The sequence below is a fragment of the Ruegeria sp. HKCCD6426 genome, from assembly GCF_057221115.1.
The window spans coordinates 47,880-66,112 of the sequence record NZ_JBWVBF010000008.1 but is presented as its reverse complement, the minus strand read 5'-3'; the positions used below and the strand labels follow the sequence as shown (position 1 = coordinate 66,112).

The 18,233-nt window shown below is 58.1% G+C and carries 18 protein-coding genes and 1 riboswitch; of the genes, 6 read left to right on the top strand and 12 right to left on the bottom strand.

Going from position 1 to position 18,233, the window contains the following annotated elements; all coding sequences use genetic code 11:
• Nucleotides 1-79: 79 nt before the first annotated feature.
• From AC2TDA_RS19545 to pdxR, 5 genes are all read right to left on the bottom strand, one after another.
• Nucleotides 80-952, bottom strand: a complete 873-nt coding sequence (locus tag AC2TDA_RS19545; RefSeq protein WP_480880421.1) for a dimethyl sulfoxide reductase anchor subunit family protein — start codon at nucleotides 950-952, stop codon at nucleotides 80-82.
• Nucleotides 952-1,701: a 4Fe-4S dicluster domain-containing protein gene (locus AC2TDA_RS19540; protein ID WP_480849404.1), complete on the bottom strand. Its 750-nt coding sequence runs from the start codon at nucleotides 1,699-1,701 to the stop codon at nucleotides 952-954. The genes AC2TDA_RS19545 and AC2TDA_RS19540 overlap by 1 nt, the downstream gene beginning before the upstream one ends.
• Nucleotides 1,698-4,514 carry a molybdopterin oxidoreductase family protein gene (locus AC2TDA_RS19535; protein ID WP_480880420.1) on the bottom strand — a complete coding sequence of 939 codons (2,817 nt, stop codon included), beginning with the start codon at nucleotides 4,512-4,514 and terminating at the stop codon, nucleotides 1,698-1,700. The genes AC2TDA_RS19540 and AC2TDA_RS19535 overlap by 4 nt, the downstream gene beginning before the upstream one ends.
• 172 nt (nucleotides 4,515-4,686) lie before the next feature.
• The gene (xsc, locus tag AC2TDA_RS19530; protein ID WP_480880418.1) at nucleotides 4,687-6,462 is read right to left on the bottom strand and encodes a sulfoacetaldehyde acetyltransferase; all 1,776 of its coding nucleotides are present in this window, start codon (nucleotides 6,460-6,462) and stop codon (nucleotides 4,687-4,689) included.
• Nucleotides 6,463-6,584: 122 nt separating this feature from the next.
• On the bottom strand, nucleotides 6,585-8,045 hold the full coding sequence (gene pdxR / locus AC2TDA_RS19525; protein ID WP_480880417.1) for a MocR-like pyridoxine biosynthesis transcription factor PdxR: 1,461 nt from the start codon (nucleotides 8,043-8,045) through the stop codon (nucleotides 6,585-6,587).
• Nucleotides 8,046-8,180: 135 nt separating this feature from the next.
• On the opposite strand from pdxR, the gene AC2TDA_RS19520 reads away from it, so the two are divergent.
• The gene (locus tag AC2TDA_RS19520) at nucleotides 8,181-8,489 is read left to right on the top strand and encodes an ArsR/SmtB family transcription factor (protein ID WP_480849398.1); all 309 of its coding nucleotides are present in this window, start codon (nucleotides 8,181-8,183) and stop codon (nucleotides 8,487-8,489) included.
• Nucleotides 8,482-9,513, top strand: coding sequence for a permease (locus AC2TDA_RS19515; RefSeq protein ID WP_480880414.1), 1,032 nt, complete (start codon nucleotides 8,482-8,484; stop codon nucleotides 9,511-9,513). Before AC2TDA_RS19520 ends, AC2TDA_RS19515 begins: the two co-directional genes overlap by 8 nt.
• Nucleotides 9,514-9,569: 56 nt before the next feature.
• On the opposite strand, the gene AC2TDA_RS19510 is transcribed toward AC2TDA_RS19515, so the two are convergent.
• Nucleotides 9,570-9,959: a hypothetical protein gene (locus AC2TDA_RS19510; RefSeq protein ID WP_480880412.1), complete on the bottom strand. Its 390-nt coding sequence runs from the start codon at nucleotides 9,957-9,959 to the stop codon at nucleotides 9,570-9,572.
• Nucleotides 9,960-10,011: 52 nt separating this feature from the next.
• The gene (locus tag AC2TDA_RS19505; protein WP_480849394.1) at nucleotides 10,012-10,773 is read right to left on the bottom strand and encodes a DUF1013 domain-containing protein; all 762 of its coding nucleotides are present in this window, start codon (nucleotides 10,771-10,773) and stop codon (nucleotides 10,012-10,014) included.
• Between the two features lie 130 nt (nucleotides 10,774-10,903).
• On the opposite strand from AC2TDA_RS19505, the gene AC2TDA_RS19500 reads away from it, so the two are divergent.
• The gene (locus AC2TDA_RS19500; RefSeq protein WP_480880410.1) at nucleotides 10,904-11,545 is read left to right on the top strand and encodes a ribonuclease T2 family protein; all 642 of its coding nucleotides are present in this window, start codon (nucleotides 10,904-10,906) and stop codon (nucleotides 11,543-11,545) included.
• Here the strand turns inward: AC2TDA_RS19500 and AC2TDA_RS19495 are convergent.
• On the bottom strand, nucleotides 11,542-12,030 hold the full coding sequence (locus AC2TDA_RS19495) for a hypothetical protein (protein ID WP_480880408.1): 489 nt from the start codon (nucleotides 12,028-12,030) through the stop codon (nucleotides 11,542-11,544). The two genes, AC2TDA_RS19500 and AC2TDA_RS19495, sit on opposite strands and share 4 nt — an antisense overlap.
• A gap of 460 nt (nucleotides 12,031-12,490) precedes the next feature.
• Here AC2TDA_RS19495 and AC2TDA_RS19490 point away from each other — a divergent pair, with 460 nt between their 5' ends.
• Nucleotides 12,491-12,823: a hypothetical protein gene (locus AC2TDA_RS19490; protein ID WP_480849390.1), complete on the top strand. Its 333-nt coding sequence runs from the start codon at nucleotides 12,491-12,493 to the stop codon at nucleotides 12,821-12,823.
• 85 nt (nucleotides 12,824-12,908) lie between these two features.
• Here the strand turns inward: AC2TDA_RS19490 and recR are convergent, their stop codons facing one another.
• The 3 genes from recR to AC2TDA_RS19475 form a co-directional block, all read right to left on the bottom strand.
• Nucleotides 12,909-13,502, bottom strand: coding sequence for a recombination mediator RecR (gene recR / locus AC2TDA_RS19485; RefSeq protein WP_480880405.1), 594 nt, complete (start codon nucleotides 13,500-13,502; stop codon nucleotides 12,909-12,911).
• 64 nt (nucleotides 13,503-13,566) lie between these two features.
• Nucleotides 13,567-13,911 (bottom strand): YbaB/EbfC family nucleoid-associated protein, encoded by a 345-nt coding sequence (locus AC2TDA_RS19480; protein WP_480849388.1) that lies wholly within the window; start codon nucleotides 13,909-13,911, stop codon nucleotides 13,567-13,569.
• Nucleotides 13,912-14,064: 153 nt separating this feature from the next.
• Complete coding sequence (locus AC2TDA_RS19475; RefSeq protein WP_480880403.1) at nucleotides 14,065-15,822, bottom strand: DNA polymerase III subunit gamma/tau; 1,758 nt, start codon at nucleotides 15,820-15,822, stop codon at nucleotides 14,065-14,067.
• 138 nt (nucleotides 15,823-15,960) lie between these two features.
• On the opposite strand from AC2TDA_RS19475, the gene AC2TDA_RS19470 reads away from it, so the two are divergent.
• A complete protein-coding gene (locus tag AC2TDA_RS19470) occupies nucleotides 15,961-16,464 on the top strand; it encodes a protein-tyrosine phosphatase family protein (RefSeq protein ID WP_480880401.1) in 504 nt (167 codons plus the stop codon).
• A 1-nt stretch (nucleotide 16,465) separates the two neighbouring features.
• On the opposite strand, the gene AC2TDA_RS19465 is transcribed toward AC2TDA_RS19470, so the two are convergent.
• The gene (locus tag AC2TDA_RS19465; RefSeq protein ID WP_480880400.1) at nucleotides 16,466-16,873 is read right to left on the bottom strand and encodes a hypothetical protein; all 408 of its coding nucleotides are present in this window, start codon (nucleotides 16,871-16,873) and stop codon (nucleotides 16,466-16,468) included.
• Nucleotides 16,874-16,965: 92 nt separating this feature from the next.
• Nucleotides 16,966-17,188, bottom strand: a riboswitch (cobalamin riboswitch).
• A gap of 165 nt (nucleotides 17,189-17,353) precedes the next feature.
• Here AC2TDA_RS19465 and AC2TDA_RS19460 point away from each other — a divergent pair.
• Entirely contained in the window at nucleotides 17,354-18,214 is an 861-nt protein-coding gene (locus tag AC2TDA_RS19460) for an alpha/beta hydrolase family protein (RefSeq protein ID WP_480880399.1), read from the top strand.
• The last annotated feature ends 19 nt before the right edge of the window (nucleotides 18,215-18,233 follow it).

The following is an 18,233-nucleotide window of genomic DNA, read 5'->3' as shown; positions in this document are numbered from 1 at the left end:
ACAGGACGGTTGAGTCACCGGATTTGTGACACGACTTACAAAAAAAAAGAGCCTCAGATCAGAGGCTCTTTCAGGTTTCTCAGCGTTTGCCGTAGTACAGCCCGACCACATGTTCGGCTTGCGCAAAGAATAACCAGCGCGATGTCGATACGCCTGCCAGATGCGACAGGACGGCCAACAAAACGAAGAAGTGGTTGAAGGGTAGAAGCAACAGCACGATGGGCAGAGCGAACGCAAGAACGAACGAAATCACCCGCAGTTTTTCAACGTGCTTTCGACCCACGATATGGACAAATTCTCGCAGCAAATAGTTTGTGCCGGTATGCGGCGGCTCGAAGGCGCGGACAGAACCTCGGTTGCCCAAGCCAGTGGCTGTTCCCAGATTTGTCCCAGACTTAGCTAGGGCGCTATCCCCCTGTCGCCAGTACAGGATCTGCACCAGCGCTGCGACCAGTAACAAGGGTAGCGCAATGCCAGTCTGACCAGCAAGCAAAGCTCCGCCCGCAATGCTGAAGCTCACGAACATGGCCGGTGTTAGCTTCATGTTCCACCGCGGGATGGTTTTTAGCTGAGTGTAAATCATCGAAGTGGTGAACACCGTCGTCAGAGAAAACAGAGCCCCGATCCCGCCCAGAACCCACCATCGTTGGCCCAGAAAGACCACGCCAATGGCATAAACACCCATGACGACCAATGCGATGACCGCGCACCAGCCTTCGCGGCTGAGCCAGCTGGTCTTCCATTGGGTAAAGGCCTTCCACGCGCGTTCGGGATGGCCCAGGTGAAACGTCGATGCCAGCAACCCGCCAACAGCGAAAGCATAAGCGATAGCAAAGAACACGAAGGCGACCCAACCAGAAACATCGGGTAACCCGAAGCCCAGGAAAACCAACAGGCCGAACCCGAGGCCCGAGAGCGTCGTGAAAATGATGACAGAGGGTGCCGGATGCATCAGAGCTTCTCCAGTGTCTTGTCGAGCCAGCCAAGGAAGCCCTTGGGTTCATCGGCGACAGGGGCCAGCAGCGGGGCCAGAATGTCGATCTGGTCCTCGATTTGGTCCTTGGGTCGTGGTGGCAGGTATTTGTTGACCGGTTTGGTCTGCAGTTCGGGCATCAGGTCGAAGCCTTCACGTTCGGCAACCAGTTTACTGACTGCGCTGTCGGGATCGCTTAAGTCTCCGAAATGCCGTGCACCCGCCGGGCAGGTGCGGACACAGGACGGCACGCGATCCACTTCGGGCAGGTTTTCGTTGTAAATCCGGTCAACGCAAAGGGTGCATTTCTTCATCACCCCTTCCGCCTGATCCAGCTCGCGCGCGCCGTAAGGGCATGACCAGGCGCACAGACCACAACCGATGCAGTCGCTTTCGTTGACCAACACAATGCCGTCTTCGACCCGCTTGTAGCTGGCGCCGGTAGGGCAGACCGTGACGCAGGGCGCGTCTTCGCAATGCAGGCAGGATTTGGGGAAGTGGATCAGCTGAGCATGGCCTTGCTCGGGTTGAACTTCGTAGGAGTGCACTCGGTTCAGGAAGGTGCCTGACGGGTTGGCGCCGTACGCGTCCTGATCCGACAGCGGCGCGCCGTAGTTTTCGGTGTTCCAACCCTTGCATGAGATCACGCAGGCGTGGCAGCCAACGCAGGTGTCCAGATCGATGACTAGACCCAGTTTGCGATCCGTCGATTGAGGGAGCTGTGTCATTTGCCTACCTTCCACGCCAGATCTTTCGGGCCGGTGCCGACCGGTGATTTGATGGGTTCGAATTCGGGCTGGCTTTCCGCGTCGCTTGGGGCGTCGGCCTTTTCGATCCGGACCTTCAGGTCAAACCAGGCAGCCTGACCTGTCACAGGGTCGGAATTGGCCCACCGCATCCCGTCGCCCTTTGGTGGCATAAGCTCGTGGATAAGGTGGTTCAGGAGGAACCCTTTGGTGGCCTCGGGGGCGTCCTCTTGCAAGGCCCATGCCCCCTTGCGTTTGCCGATGGCGTTCCACGTCCAAACGGTGTTCTCGTTCAAAGCGGCCATTTCCATGACCGGCACGGTAATTTCACCGTGCGGAGAGCTGACTTTGGCCCAGTCGCCGTCCTCCAGCCCGTGCTCTCGCATCAGCTTGGTCGGCACATAAAGCGGGTTGCGCCCGTGCAGTTGGCGCAGCCACGCGTTCTGCGTGCCCCAGCTGTGATACATGGCCATTGGTCGTTGGGTCAGAGCGTTGACGGTGAAGCCCTCGTTGCCTTCCTGATCGGTTTCGTACCAGATCGGCAGAGGGTCCATCGTGTCCTTGATCCGCTGGCGCAGATGCTCGGGAGGTTGTCGCTCGCCATGCCCTTCGGCCGCCAGCTGAAACTTGCGCATGGGTTCCGAGTAAAGCTGGAACAGGTAGGGTTGCGGGCTGTCATAGATGCCCATGCCCACCGCCCAGTCCTGATAGGCCGTGTTCCAGGGTTTGTAATAATCCGCACCCTCGGGGATATGCGCCACGTAAAATCCGCCGTTTTCGATATAGCGGTTCAGCTGATCGGGGTTGACCTCTCCGCGCCCTTCCTTGTCTCCATCCACACCGCGGAACCCGGCCAGCGGGCCAATACCCGGCTTGCGTTGGTGGTTGACGATGTAGTCGGCGTAGTCCTTCCACTTGGGGCTGCCGTCTTCGTTGGTGAATCCCGGCAGGCTCATGCGGTTGGCCAGTTCAATCAGCACTGACTGGAAGCCGCGTACGTCGCGGTCGGGTTCGATCACCGGCCAGCGGATCGCATCAGCGGCGGCATCAGCCTCGCAGATTGGTCGATCCAGCAACGAGATACAGTCGTGCCGTTCCAGATAGGTGGTGTCGGGCAGGATCAGATCGGCATAGGCGACCATCTCGGACGAGTAAGCATCGGAATAGATGATGTTCGGAATGACGTATTTACCGTCGTCGTCGCGGGCGGTCAGCATTTCCATCACACCCTTGGTGTTCATGGACGAATTCCAGGACATGTTAGCCATGTACATGAACAGCGTGTCGATCTTATAGGGATCACCCGCCGCAGCGTTCGAGATCACCATATGCATCAGCCCGTGGGCCGACATCGGGTTTTCCCAGGTGAAGGCTTTGTCGATGCGTTGCGGCGTGCCGCAATCGTCCAGCAAAAGGTCTTCGGGACCACGTGGGAAGCCTAGATGTGGCCCCTCCAGCGGGCGGCCGGGGCGGCGGTCGCCGTGCGGCGTTGGATGTGCCTCGACCGGCTTCGGGTAGGGCGGTTTGAAGCGGAAGCCGCCTGGAACCTCGACCGTACCCAGCAGAATTTGAAGCGTGTGAAGGGCACGGCAGGTCTGAAAGCCGTTGGCATGGGCCGAAATACCACGCATGGCATGGAAGCTGACAGGGCGCCCGGTCATTTTCGAATGCGCCTCACCGCGGAAATCGGTCCATTCCTGATCCAGCTCAATGGCCTCGTCAAAGGCGACGCGAGCGATCTCGGCAGCGATGGCATGAATGCGGTTGGCGGGGATGCCACAGCGCTCGGCCACGGCCTCGGGCGCATGATCGTCTGACAGGTACTTTTCGGCCATCAGATGGAAGACCGGGCGATGCGTGACGCCATCTTTTTCGTAAGTCGCCGACAAATCAGGGCGCACGCCGGGTTTGTCAAAGGCGGTGGGTTCGCCCGTTACGCGGTCAATCACCAGTGGCTTGCCGTCCGCGTCGCGCAGGAACAGGCCCTTTTCCGGGCCCGCGGCGGCGTTTACTAGAACTGGCGCGTTGGTATACCGGCTGAGGTAGTCCAGATCGATTTTACCTGCTTTCATCAGCACATGGATCAGGGACAGGATGAACAGCCCGTCCGTGCCCGGAGTGATGCCGACCCAATCATCCGCGACCGCGTTGTAACCTGAGCGGATCGGGTTCACTCCGATCACCCGCGCCCCGCGCGCCTTGATCTTGCCGATGCCCATCTTGATCGGGTTGCTGTCATGATCCTCGGCCACGCCGAACAGCATGAACAGTTTGGTGTGATCCCAGTCGGGCTGCCCGAACTCCCAGAAAGCGCCGCCCATCGTATAGATGCCGCCCGCCGCCATATTGACGGAACAGAACCCTCCATGGGCCGCGTAATTCGGTGTGCCGAAATTTTGCGCCCAGAAACTGGTGAAACTCTGGCTCTGATCGCGACCAGTGAAGAAAGCCAGCTTTTGCGGGGCGGTCTCGTGCAGCTCGTTCAGCCAGCCGACTGCGGTGCTGATCGCTTCGTCCCATTCGATTTCGCGGAACTCACCAGACCCACGCGGGCCGACCCGGCGCAGAGGCTTGCGCAGCCGAGAGGGCGCGTTGACCTGCATGATTCCGGCGCTGCCTTTGGCGCACAAAACGCCTTTGTTGACTGGGTGGTCCCGGTTGCCCTCGATATAGGCGACCTTGCCGTCTTTCATGTGAACGTTGATGCCGCACCGGCAGGCGCACATGTAGCAAGTGGTGCGACGGACCTCGTCAGATACCTTGGGAGACAGATCGAGTTTCGGTTGATGGGTCACGTTTACTCTCCCTGCGGCAGATTGCCTTGGTACCAGAATATTTTGTGCATCTTGGGGTGTTTAGACGCGAGGCTCAACCTTTCTGAGGAAGAGGGCGATTTTGCTCTCTCCCTCAGAAAACGGTAACAGGGACCAATATTGAACTGGTCCGAGTCAGGCGTAAGGCAGTAGGTCAAACCTGCTGCGGACGCATGTCAGCGGCGTCGATTCCAGCCACTTCGACCGGATTCTTCATTGCGTCCCGGCGGAAAGGCTCGCCCAGTTCCTGATTGATCATTGCTTCGATCAATGTCGTGATCCCATTCTTCTGATCCTCGATCGCTTGGGTCAGCGCGTCGGTCAGCTCGTCCATGGTCCGGGCAACAACACCCTTTAGGCCACAGGCTTTTGCAATACCGGCATAAGAAACCTGGGTATCCAATTCGGTGCCAACAAAGTTGTCGTCAAACCAAAGGGTCGAGTTCCGCTTTTCCGCGCCCCATTGGTAGTTGCGGAAAACAACCTGTGTAATTGCGGGCCATTCCTCGCGACCGATGGCAGTCAGCTCGGTCACTGCAATGCCAAATGCACCATCGCCTGAGAAGCCGACGACCGGGACATCCGGGCAACCAATCTTGGCGCCGACTACCGAAGGCAGGCCGTAACCGCAGGGGCCAAACAGCCCGGGAGCCAGATATTTGCGTCCTTCTTCAAACGACGGATAGGCGTTGCCGATGGCGCAGTTATTGCCTATGTCCGACGAAATGATGGCCTCTTTAGGCAAGGCTTGCTGGATTGCGCGCCATGCTTTGCGTGGGCTCAGCCAGTCTGGCTTGGCTGCTCGGGCACGTTCGTTCCATGTGGTTCCGGGATCGTCCTGCTCGTGGTCCATCGATGTGAGTTCTTGTGCCCAACGAGATTTGGTTTCAGCGATTTTCGCTCTGCGTGCGTCGCGGCCTTCGTCGCCAGCAGAGCCCGACAGCTGGGTCAGAATGTTGGTGGCAACGGTGGCTGCATCGCCAACGATGCCAACCGAAACTTTTTTGGTCAGGCCGATGCGATCAGGGTTGATGTCCACTTGGATGACCTTCGCGTCTGCAGGCCAGTACTCCATCCCGTAGCCCGGCAAAGTCGAGAACGGGTTCAGGCGGGTGCCAAGGCACAGAACAACGTCAGCTTCCTTGATCAGCTCCATGCCGGCTTTCGAACCGTTGTAGCCTAGGGGACCGGCAAACAACGGGTGCGAGCCCGGGAACGCATCATTGTGCTGGTAGCCGACGCAGACCGGAGCGTCCAGACGCTCGGCCAGAGCTTTCGATGCTTCGATTCCACCTTTCGACAGAACAGTGCCGGCACCGTTCAGAATGACGGGGTTCTTGGCATCAGACAGCAGCGCAGCAGCTTCTGATACGGCAGATGCGCCACCCGCGGGTAGTTCAAAATCGACGACGGCAGGCAGTTCGATATCAATAACCTGGGTGAAGAAGTCACGCGGTACGTTGATCTGCGCAGGTGCGGATGCACGCTTGGCATTCATGATCACGCGGCTCAGAACTTCGGCCATGCGGCTGGGGTCGCGCACTTCTTCCTGATAGCAGACGCAGTCGGCAAACATGCGCATCTGCTCCATCTCCTGGAACCCGCCCTGACCCATGGTCTTGTTGGCAGCCTGGGGCGTAACTAACAGCAGCGGCGTGTGGTTCCAGTAGGCCGTCTTAACTGCAGTGACAAAATTGGTAATGCCGGGGCCGTTTTGAGCGATCATCATCGACATTTTGCCGGTCGCACGCGTGTAACCGTCGGCCATCATGCCACCCGAGCCTTCGTGTGCGCAGTCCCAAAAAGTGATACCAGCTTTCCCAAAAATATCGGAGATTGGCATCATTGCAGAGCCGATAATGCCGAACGCATGTTCAATCCCGTGCATTTGCAGCGTTTTTACGAACGCTTCTTCTGTGGTCATTTTCATCTGGGTCTCTCCGGTCTGGGTGGTCGTGGCCGAGCTTCTCGCCGCAGCAATTCATAGCGGTTTTGGCGCAAGGGTGTTTGTGACGTTAGGGCCAGAACAGATGCCGGAATAAGTCCAGTCGACTAGAAACTGCGGATCGCCTCGGCGATCTGCTCGATTCCCGGAGCGATGCGTTCGGGTGAGATTGAAGAATAGCCAAGACGATAGAAGTTCCGTGGCCGGTCCGACCCGGAAAAGAACTTCTCACCGGGTTCGATATGGACACTGCGTGCCTGCAGGTCCTGCGCGAGCTGCGTGGTATCAACTTCTTGCGGCGCCTGCATCCACATGGATGAACCGCCCAGAACACCGCGTCCGGCGACGGTTAAACCATGTTTTCCAATTGCCGTCTCAATGGCCTCGCGCCGGCTCTTTAGCGCCGTGGACATACGCCTAATCTGCGCATCGTAATGCCCCAACGACAGAAAGTAGGCCGCTGTGCGCTGAATGTGTCCTGGAGGGTGCCGCAGCACGAGCGAACGTAACGCGCGTGCCTCGCGAATGAAGGCTTCAGAACCAACCATGTACCCAAGCCGCAGGCCCGGAAACAACGATTTGGAGAAGCTGCCGACATAAACGACCCTCCCATCCCGGTCCAAAGATTTCAGCGCCGGGGAAGGGGCGCCGAGAAAGGCCATCTCGAACTCGTAATCATCTTCGACAATGAGCGCATCCAGCTCGCGTGCCCGGTTCAGCAGAGCGTTGCGGCGGTTCAGCGGCATAGTTGCCGTGGTTGGGCTCTGATGGCTGGGCGTGGTGAATATGACGTCGGTTTCATCCGGGATGTCATCCGGTGGCAGGCCATCTTGATCAACGCGCAATGGGGTCACCTTGCATTCAGAATGAAGCAAAAGATCCCGCAGGGCATAGTAACAGGGGTCTTCAATCGCAGCGGTTCGGCTGCGGTTCAGTAATACTCTGGACGCAAGCCAAAGCGCGTTCTGGGCCCCGAGTGTTATCAGAATCTCTTCTGGCCGGGCCGAGATTCCGCGACGCGGCAGTGTATGGCGTGCAATGAACTCGATCAGCAGCGGGTCGTCCTGGTCGACATAATCCCCGGTCAGCGAGTCGAAATCCTTGTGCCCTAGCGCCCGAACCGCGCAAAGCCGCCAGTTGGCGTGGTCGAACAGCGATCTGTCTGCCTGCCCATATATGAACGGATAGCGATAGTCCCGCCAATCGCTTGGTTTTTGAAGGAAGTCCCCGCCGGAATAGTGCCGGGCCAAAGCAGTGCTCCAGTCAACCGATTCATCCCCCCGCTGCAACGGCGTGTATTTTGGCGGCACCGGAGCGTTCTGAGACACAAAGTACCCCGAACGTCCTTTAGCCATCAGGTAATCGTTGGCCAGCAGTTCGGTATAGGCCAGCGTAACGGTGATCCGGCTGACCCCCAGATGCGTTGCCAGTTTGCGGGATGAGGGAAGTTTTTCCCCGACATGAAAACGCCCCGACAATATGCCCTCGGCGATCATCTGCTGAATGCGCGCCTGCAAGGTACCCTGTCCATTGGGGTCAAGAAAGAAGGTGTCCACTGAAATGCCCATATCCGCTTATAGGTTGGACTTAAGGCGTGGGCAATCTGGACTTAAGTGGGAAGGGCGAAAAATTAAGCTGATGCAGTTGACGTGTGATCTCTAATAAACTAAATAACCAGAAATCTAGTTTAATGGAGAAGTAACATGTGGGAAACAGCCGCTGCAGGGTTTTCGGCCATGGGGTCCGAGGCCCGGCTGAAGGTCCTGAAAACTCTGGTCCGCGCGGGTGAGTCTGGGTTGACCGTGGGTGAGATACAGAACCGAACCGGCATCGCGCCCTCGACCCTCGCGCATCACTTGCGTTTTCTGGCCGCCGGTGGAGTGGTCGAGCAGGAAAAAGTCGGTCGTAGCACGATAAACCGTGCGTGTTTCGGCGAGTTGAGAAACCTGGCGCAGTTCATCCTCAGTGAATGCTGCGCGGACGAAGTTGGAAAGGCCGCGAACGATGGCTGAACTCTCGCAAAATCCGAAGGTAACTGCCAAAGGCGCCATGGACTTGATAAAAACGCCTTGGGCATTGATCGTCGCGATCCTCGCTGCAGTGGCTGTTCTGGACCCGGGCAATTGGTCGGAAGTTGTAACCTTTGCCAGCAAGGCACTGGCCCATACCGGGCAGTATATCCTGTTCGCTGTGCTTCTATTGTCGTATCTCAAGGCTACCGGTGCCGAGGTGATGGTGGCCCGTGCGTTTGAGGGACGCGAAACACGGATGATCTTTCTGGCTGCGCTCTTTGGCGGGCTTGCGCCGTTCTGTAGCTGCGAGGTGATCCCCTTTATCGCCGGTCTGCTGGCCCTCGGGGCACCCCTGTCCGCGGTCATGGCCTTCTGGCTCAGCTCACCGTTGATCGACCCTCCGACTTTGTTGATTACCGCAGGCGCGCTGGGTTGGCCTTTTGCGATCGGTAAGGCAGTTGCTGCGGTATCTCTGGGCTTGTTTGGTGGCTTTGCCGTCCGCGCGCTGATGCGGGGCGGGGCATTCGCTAACCCTCTGCGCGAATACAAACCTGCCGGGTGCTGTGGATGTAGACCCAAACAAGACGACAAGCCTATGTGGAAATTCTGGCAAGAGCCCGAACGTCGTGCACGGTTCCGGACCGAGTTCGTGCACAACGGCCTGTTTCTGCTGAAATGGCTTGCTCTGGCCTACGTGCTTGAGGCGTTGCTGGTCAACTACGTTCCCGCCGATCTGATCGCACGCGCTGTAGGTGGCGAAGGCGTAGTGCCCATTGTTGTCGCAGCTTTGGTCGGGATGCCCGCCTATCTGAACTCCTATGTCGCACCGCCCCTGTTGGCTGGGTTGATGGAGCAAGGGATGAGCGCAGGCGCTGCGATGGCGTTTATGGTCGCTGGAGCAGTCAGTTCGATCCCGGCGATGGCCGCAGTGTGGTCGCTGGTCAAACCGCGCGTCTTTGCGACGTATCTCGGGCTTGGTGTCGGTGGCGCAATTGTCGCCGGGATACTGTTTCAGATGATCTGAACCCAATAATCCGCTCGGCGACAGTGTCGGGCGGATTACCGCAGTAGGGTCTCAGCTCAGCTTGCCGCACAAAACCGCGGCAGCTTGAACCTGTAGCGAGGTTCGCCGCTTTCGACGTAGACCCGTTTTTCTATACAAGCGCTGGTGCTGACGGTCTGCGAAATGGGCGCTTCGGTCGAGGTGATTGACGCCGCCGTTCCATCCGGCAACCGGACCGAGGCAATGACCCCATTCTTAAGGTCCCCATTGATCGGCGTTGCCGACAAGACCGGGACAGTTATGTAAGAATGATGCTCGTGCTTGCCGTCGTCGCCCAAAAAAAACAACCCGGCGACAATGGCGATCATGACCGCGCCGCCCGTTAGCCCCAGACCCCATGTTCTGAGAAAGGCGTAGACAGTCACAGCACGATGCGGGCCGAGAAGAGCAGACAATACGTTCAGCATGGTTTTCTCATAGTAATCGCCCCGGACTGTTCAGACCGGGGCCATCAACGCATCAAGGGCGCTTGTCGTCTTCTTCATCATCCGCACCGTCGCCTTTGGGCAGGTTGAAGAAGCTGTCGGCGTCGAGGATCGGCTCGTCGTCTTTTTCTTCTTCCCCGTCGTCCGAAAGCGAGAAGGTCTCCAAGCCCTCGATTGCAGTCGGGATTTTAGGCGCGGCGTCCATCTCGAGCGACTGCTCGGTCGATACCAGACGACGGCGCTCATCATCGCTCATCACACCACCTTCAGCGGCCTTCTTCGCAGCGGCTTTCTGAACAATGGCATCCAGTTCCGACTGTTTGCAGAGACCCAAAGCGACCGGGTCGATTGGCTGCATGTTCGAGATGTTCCAGTGGGTCCGCTCGCGGATCGATTGGATCGTCGGCTTTGTGGTGCCGACCAGTTTGGCAATCTGACCATCGCTGAGTTCCGGGTGGAACTTGACCAGCCACAGGATCGAGTTCGGACGGTCCTGACGCTTGGACAGCGGGGTATAACGCGGGCCACGACGTTTCTCTTCACCCGACGCAGCCGGGTTGAATTTGAGCTTCAGCTTGTGCAGCGGGTTGTTTTGCGCCGTGTCAATCTCTTCCTGAGTCAGCTGATTGTTTGCGAGCGGGTCAAACCCTTTCACGCCTGCTGCAACATCGCCATCTGCGATGCCTTGCACCTCAAGCTCGTGCATGCCCACGAAATCCGCGATCTGCTTGAAGCTGATCGTGGTATTGTCCACCAGCCATACGGCTGTCGCCTTGGCCATCAGCGGTTTTGCCATCAGCCCGTCTCCTTTGAATACATCTATCCCGTCGCCGGAATTCGGCGGCCCCGAGGTCTTGGGGCAGGTTTCCGTTGTCGGGGAACTTGGGCTGTATATAGTCCCGGCAAGGCAAGAAGGGAAGAGGCGAATGCGCCAGATGAAATTGGGGCTGGTTCTGTGGATATTCAGTGCAATGGCAGCACTTGCCGATGGAGAGAAGGCGGGCGAGTTTGACTACTACGTCCTGTCGCTGAGCTGGTCGCCCAACTGGTGCGCGCGCGAGGGTGACGCACGCGAGTCTGACCAGTGCGATGCACGGCATGACCATGGGTGGATCCTGCATGGTCTCTGGCCGCAATACCATCGGGGTTGGCCCGCCTACTGCCGCACGCCGGAGGCACCACCGACCCGGCGTATGACGCGGGAAATGACCGATATTCAGGGCAGTTCCGGCCTTGCCTGGCATCAGTGGAAGAAACACGGCACCTGTTCGGGCCTTTCAGCGCCTGACTACTTTGCCCTGTCACGTCAGGCGTATGAGCAGGTCAAACGCCCGGAGATTTTCCGCAAGCTGGATACTTCGGTCAAACTGCCCGCGTCGGTTGTCGAGGACGCGTTCCTGAAAGCCAATCCGGGGCTAGAGCGGGATATGATTACGATCACCTGCCGCGACGGATACATCGAAGAGGTTCGGCTGTGCCTTTCCAGCGATCTTGCACCGGTTCCCTGTGGCCGCGACGTGATCCGCGACTGTGAGGCTAAGGACGCGCTGTTCGATCCGATTCGTTAGAGCTTTTTGTTCTGACAATCCCGCGCATATTCCAGCGCCTTGGTCGTGCCTTTGAGGTCAATTGCCATCACCGTCTCACCGGCGGGGTTGTAGACGGTCATCGTCTTGTTCTGTGCAATTGCGTTGACAAAATTCCGGTCGGTGAAGAACACAGTCGCGCCCGGCACGCGGTCTTGTTTGAACCCGATTGCGGTGGCATCAAAGCTCTTGCCGTCCAACTCGAACCGGATCGGATAGCTTTGTCCCGGTTCAATATCGCCCCAAGCTTTGTTATAAACTGTGAAATATCCCCGGTTATCCAGTGCGTCATAACCCAGGCGAACCACCGAGAGGTCCTGATAGATCGTCTGGATCAGACACCCGTTGCCAAGCGCGGGGTCCATCATGATGTTCCAACCTTCGACGAAGCCTTTGTCGACAAGTTCTTGCGACAGGGCAGCGGTTGCGGTGAAGGCGGCGAAGGTGAGGGCGAGAAGGCGGGGCACGCAAAAATCCTTTTGAAATCAAGCTGTCATTTATTCTACCGGCAAACTAGTATGGTCGAATAGCAAAAAATCCAACAAGTTGTGACTGCTTTACAAATTGAATTACTACTTGCACCCGCGTCGTTATTTCGCCGCAATTTGAGCTTTCAGTAGCCGCATGGACCCGTTGCGACGCTTTTCCCTATATGTCTGGCTGATCGTGAGCGACCTACCACTGATAGGTTGGCGGCGATTGCTTCCGGCTTTAGTGCTTATCAGCGTCTGGACTGCTTTAACGTTCTTGCGAGTCCCGGCAGCCAAGTCGTTTGTTTGGGCTTGCGTATTGGCGCAAGTGGCTCTGATCTGGCGAATCTTGCCTACCACCGTGCGCGGGCAGGGAAAGGTCACCAAAGACCTTAGAACCAATATGTGTGTGGTTCTGACAATTTGGCTGAGTGTTCTGGCCGTACAGATTTGTTTTATGAATCCTTTGATCAGCCACCGCATAGTCAGCATCTACTGCGGGCTTTACATCATCGTCATGGTTTACGGCGCGGCTGGTGACGCAGTTTTTCTGGACCGATTTGCCCCGGCACCAAAAGACGCTAAAGTTTCAACCGCATTTCGTGAGAATATTCTGAAATTGCAGGCGTTTGCCGCGTTTCTGGCTCTGATCGTCAACGAAACTTTGGTCAAAATAGAAGCGCCGTTGGGAGCACGTATCGCCACGTTTTCGTTGTTGCCGATCTTTCTGTTTTATTTCTATGGCATCGCATTGCGTTTGACATACCCGCCTCTGGATGAAGAGGAGTAAGTCGGCGACCCTGCCAGAGTTCGTAAAACCGAGAAACAGCGAAGGTATTCGGGCAGTGGTTTGGCCGCAACGGCTTTGCAATCGCCTACAACTCCTTCCGCGCCCTCAATGCCGCCGTAATCGTACCGTCATCCAGGTAATCCAGCTCCCCCCCAATCGGCACACCTTGTGCCAGTGAGGTCAGGCGCACCTGCCCTTCCAACTGATCGGCAATGTAATGAGCGGTGGTCTGGCCATCGACGGTGGCGTTCAGCGCCAGAATGACCTCGGTGATCCCTTCGGCGGTCACCCGGTCCCTGAGGCGGGGAATGCGCAGCTCGTCCGGGCCAACTCCATCCAAGGCGGACAGTGTGCCGCCCAGAACGTGATAACGACCTTTGAACACACCAGCACGCTCCATCGCCCAGAGGTCGGCGACGTCCTCGACCACGCATAGCTCTCCGGTTGCGCGGGCTTCGCTGTCGCAGATGTCACAGATATCGGTAGTGCCCACGTTGCCGCAGTTCAGGCATTCGCGGGCGGTCGCGGCCACTTGCTGCATTGCGTCCGACAGGGGCGTCAGCAACAAGGCGCGCTTGCGGATCAGGTGCAGGACTGCGCGGCGGGCCGAGCGGGGGCCGAGGCCCGGCAGCTTGGCCATCAGGTCGATCAGATTGTCGATGTCGCTGTTCGAACTCAACGCTCGCGCTCCTGCAAATGGGCCGGGCACATGCGCCCGGCCAATGATCCGTCAGGAGTGTGTATCAGAACGGCAGCTTGATGTCTTTCGGCAAGCCCATGCTTTCGGTCAGTCGACCCATCTCTTCCTGCGAGCGCTCGGCAGCCTTGGACTGAGCGTCCTTGATGGCGGCCAGGATCAGGTCTTCAACCACTTCCTTATCGTCGCCGTTGAAGATGGACGGGTCGATGTCCAGACCTTTCAACTCGCCTTTCGCCGTTGCGGTGGCCTTTACCAGACCTGCGCCGGATTCGCCGACAACCGTCATGTTGGCCAGCTCTTCCTGCATTTCGGTCATCTTGGTCTGCAGATCCTGCGCGGATTTCATCATCTTGGCCATATCGCCCAATCCGCCGAGTCCTTTGAGCATCGGTAATCTCCTGTAAATCGGTTTGTCGACTAAATACGGACGCCAACAGCGCGGCACAAGGGGCCAGAGTTGCTCCCGCCTGTCGTCACGGTCTTTTTCGGGCCCTGTCATCTCGTAGGGTCCGGCAGGGTTTCCAGTTTTCGGGGTGGCGGATCAGTCTTCTTCGAACGGGTCCCACTCGTCTTCAACCTCGGGCAATGCCTCGGTCTCAACTTTGGCTGCGCGTTGTTCTGGCGTTTCGATCTTAGTGATCTTGGCTTTAGGGAAATGAGCGAAAACTGCCTGCACCAACGGATGTTCCGTGGCCTCGTTTTTCAGCGCTTCTTCGGCCGCGTTCTCTTTTTCATAGATAGTCTCGCCGCCGCCTTCATTTACAACCGTCACGGCCCACCGATTGCCCGTCCACCTTTGCAGTGCAGATCCAAGCCGTTGGGCCAAGTTGGCCGAGGCGCGCTCGGTGGGCTGAAACTCGATCCGGCCCGGCTGGTAGGCCGCCAGTCTGAGATAGCTTTTGACCTCTTCCAGCAAAACGCCATCTCTGTTTGCGCGGATCAGTTCGACCACGTGATCGAAGGTCGGATAGCGCGCCAGCGCGGCCTGAACGTCCTGTGCCAGCGCCGCCGTAGGTCCACCACCGTTTCCTGTTGTCGTCGCGGCATAGGCTGGTTGCGTCGAGGCTTGCGACGCGGGTGCGGCAGTCCCTGGAATTGCAACCCCTCCGCCAGGACCTCCATTCGGAGGCGGAGGTGTATCCTGAAGGCGTTTCAGCAGTTCCTGCGGACTTGGCAAATCAGCGACGTGGGTCAGCCGGATGACCGCCATTTCCGCAGCCATCATTGCGTTTGGCGCTGCGGACACTTCTTCGAGCGCTTTGAGCAACATCTGCCACATCCGCGTCAGAACGCGCATTGGCAGAGCCTCGGCCATCTGCTGCCCCCGGGCACGTTCGTCGGGGGAAACCGTAGGGTCTTCGGCGGCGTCGGGAGTGATCTTGACGACAGAGACCCAGTGAGTGATCTCAGCCAGATCGCGCAAGACCGCAATGGGATCGGCCCCTTCGGCATATTGGGCACCGAGTTCCGTCAAGGCTCCAGCCGCATCTCCGCGCAGGATCATGTCCATCAAATCCAGCACCCGGCCCCGATCCGCCAATCCCAGCATGGCCCGTACCTGATCCGCACTGGTCTCGCCTGCGCCGTGTGAAATGGCCTGATCCAGCAACGAGGTCGCGTCGCGCGCAGATCCTTCAGCGGCGCGGGTGATCAGCGCCAGCGCATCCTCGGCGATCTGTGCGTTTTCCGACGCAGCTATTTTGCACAGCAGGCCGAGCATTTCCTCGGGTTCGATGCGCCGCAGGTCAAAGCGCTGACACCGAGACAGAACCGTTACCGGGACCTTGCGAATCTCTGTGGTTGCAAAGATGAACTTCACATGTTCCGGGGGTTCTTCCAGCGTTTTGAGCAGCGCGTTAAAGGCGCTGGTCGACAGCATGTGAACTTCGTCGATGATATAGATCTTGTAGCGCGCACTGGCGGCACGGTAGCGGACGCTGTCGATGATCTCGCGGATGTCATTCACACCGGTACGGCTGGCGGCGTCCATTTCCATCACGTCGACATGGCGGCCTTCCATGATCGCTACGCAGTGTTCGCACTGGCCGCAAGGTTCGGTTGTGGGGCCGCCGTTTCCGTCCGGGCCGATGCAGTTCATGCCCTTGGCAATAATTCGCGCCGTAGTGGTTTTACCGGTGCCACGAATACCGGTCATGATGAAGGCCTGTGCGATCCGATCCGCCTCGAACGCGTTTTTCAGCGTGCGCACCATCGCATCCTGGCCAACCAGGTCGGCAAAGGTTTCGGGGCGATATTTGCGGGCGAGAACCTGATAGGCGGGGCTGGGCGTGTCGTTCATGTCTGCTCTGGCGGATTCGAGTTATGCGGCAGCGTAGAGCGCGCTGCCCTCCGCGTCCACCGCAGGTCTGAACGAATTTTGTTTTGGATGTTGGTACGACGGTATAGAACTTGCGGGCACAGCAAATCAGGGGGATCGATGCCGCAGTTTGGAGTTCACACTTTGCAGGTCGGCGGTGGTTCGCTTGCACTGTCACCTATGCCGGGCCGGGGCGGGTTTTATTTGGCCGATCTGAAGGTGATCAGAGGCTGGGCACCGGATGTTGTACTCTCAATGACTACTTCGGCTGAGATGGGGCAGGAAGGTGCGGGGAATTTCGGGCCGGACTTGACGGAACGCGGGATCGAATGGATCCATTTGCCCATCAAGGATTTTGGATCACCGCCGCCTGAAATAACCGAGCGATGGACCGAGGTCAGCGCAAGAGTTCTGACGACTCTGTCAAATAAAGGCCGGGTTCTGGTGCATTGCCGCGGTGGATGTGGTCGGTCAGGGATGGTGGTTTTGCGTTTGATGGTGGAATGCGGTGAAGCACCAGAGGCGGCTTTGTCCCGGCTCCGTGAAATTCGCCCCTGCGCCGTCGAGACCGACGGGCAGATGCGCTGGGCCATGGGAAAGGCCCGCGCGCATTCTTTGAAATAGGTCAAACTGCCGCGAAAGACTCGGCCCGAGTCGGTTGGCTTGGCGCAAGCGCTACGGCCTCCAGCAACGCGCAAGGCGGGCTGCTGATCGCCTGAGAAGGAAGGGACGTAATTTCCGTGCCAAACATCAGCTCGGCATAGTCGTCCAACGTGTCAGAACCGATCTCGGGGTCTGCGCCGCAATAGACCCGCACCTGATCAGGCCGGGCGCGAAAGCGGGCGGTGCATCCCTTTAGGCAATGCGTCAGGTCGGTGTTGCCCTCGATTTCGAACTCGCGCGTGGTCGCAGGACCTGCGGTCGCTACGGCCTGCACCATTGCACGTGCCATACGGGCAAGTGCGGGGCAGGTTTTGCCCGTGTGCTGGCAAATAGTCGCGGTGAATTGATGTGTGTCAGTCTTCCAGATCATGCTGCGCCCTCCGCGCGCGGGACGAAGGGTGAGAGATAAGGAAAGGAAGCCTCAGAGCTGCCAAACCCTGCCCGGACACCCCGCCCGAGTTTCGGTTTTAGTTTCCGATGGCAGGTCTCCTGACTTGCGGGTCGTTGCTTTGCCGACCTTCCCAACCTTTCGGTCAGTGGTGTTTTGGCATCGCTCGCCGCTTACAGTTGCGGGGGCAGTCGCGGAATTAGTCCGTACCGGGTCAACCGGGTTGGACCGCACCGTGTTCCCTTTTCATCCCGGCCCTTGTTGGAGGGCGCGGAAACCATCACGCAATCGCTAGCGGTTGCGGTGTGACCGAGTCAAGCAGATTGGACATTCATTTGCTCGCTCCATTGCTTCGGCACGGCAAGTGGACGTTTGGTCAACCAAGTCCTGCCTTGACTCGAAACGACAGATAGGGCCGATTGAGGAGGTAAACTGATCGGTTCAGTTGTGACTGGAGAAGAGATGTTAGACGCTCGGCAAATGGTTCTTACCGAGAATATTCGGTTCCCTTCGGCGGCGGCAATGCTGTCGGGCCGCTTGTACCTGCCGGTGTCCGAACCGCAGACAGTCGTTGTTCTGAACAGCGCAACCGGGGTGCCGCGAGACTACTATCAGCATTTCGCCCAATGGCTTGCAGCTGAACAAGGTATGGCCTGCCTGACATATGATTATCGGGATTTCGGCCATTCCCTTGAGGGAAGATTGAGGGACTCAACGGTCACAATGGCAGATTGGGCCTTGGTCGACATGCCTGCTGCCCGTGCCGAGATGCGGCGACGGTTCCCAAATTCGCAGCATTGGACAATCGGTCATTCGGTTGGCGGAATGCTCGGCCCCGTGCAGCCGGATATAGACGCGATCGACCGGATGATCTGTGTCTGTTCGGGCTTGGTCACGCTGTCGGACCATCCGTGGCCTTACCGCGGGCTTGCCGGATTGTTCTGGTACGGCCACGCGCCTTTGGTCGTACGTATGATGGGATATTTGCCAGGTAGGGCGCTTGGCTTCGGTTCAGACTTGCCTCCTCAGGTCTACTGGCAATGGCGCAAGTGGTGCACCTCACCAGAAAGCTATGTGCCTGAGGTTGGTACCAGCCTACCGATGGCAGATTGGTCTCGGGCTAGCGGATCGGTTGACCTATTCGCGTTCACTGACGATCAAATGGTTCCACCTGATGCGGTTTGGAGACTGGCCGATCTATACGGACCGGACGCGAAACGTAATCTGATTGACCCTCAAAACTTTGGACTGAGCGGTATTGGCCATATCGGTGTTTTTTCACGTAAAAACGCGACAGTCTGGCCCCGTTTGATCGAAAGGTGAGGGACGCCAAGACCTGGCG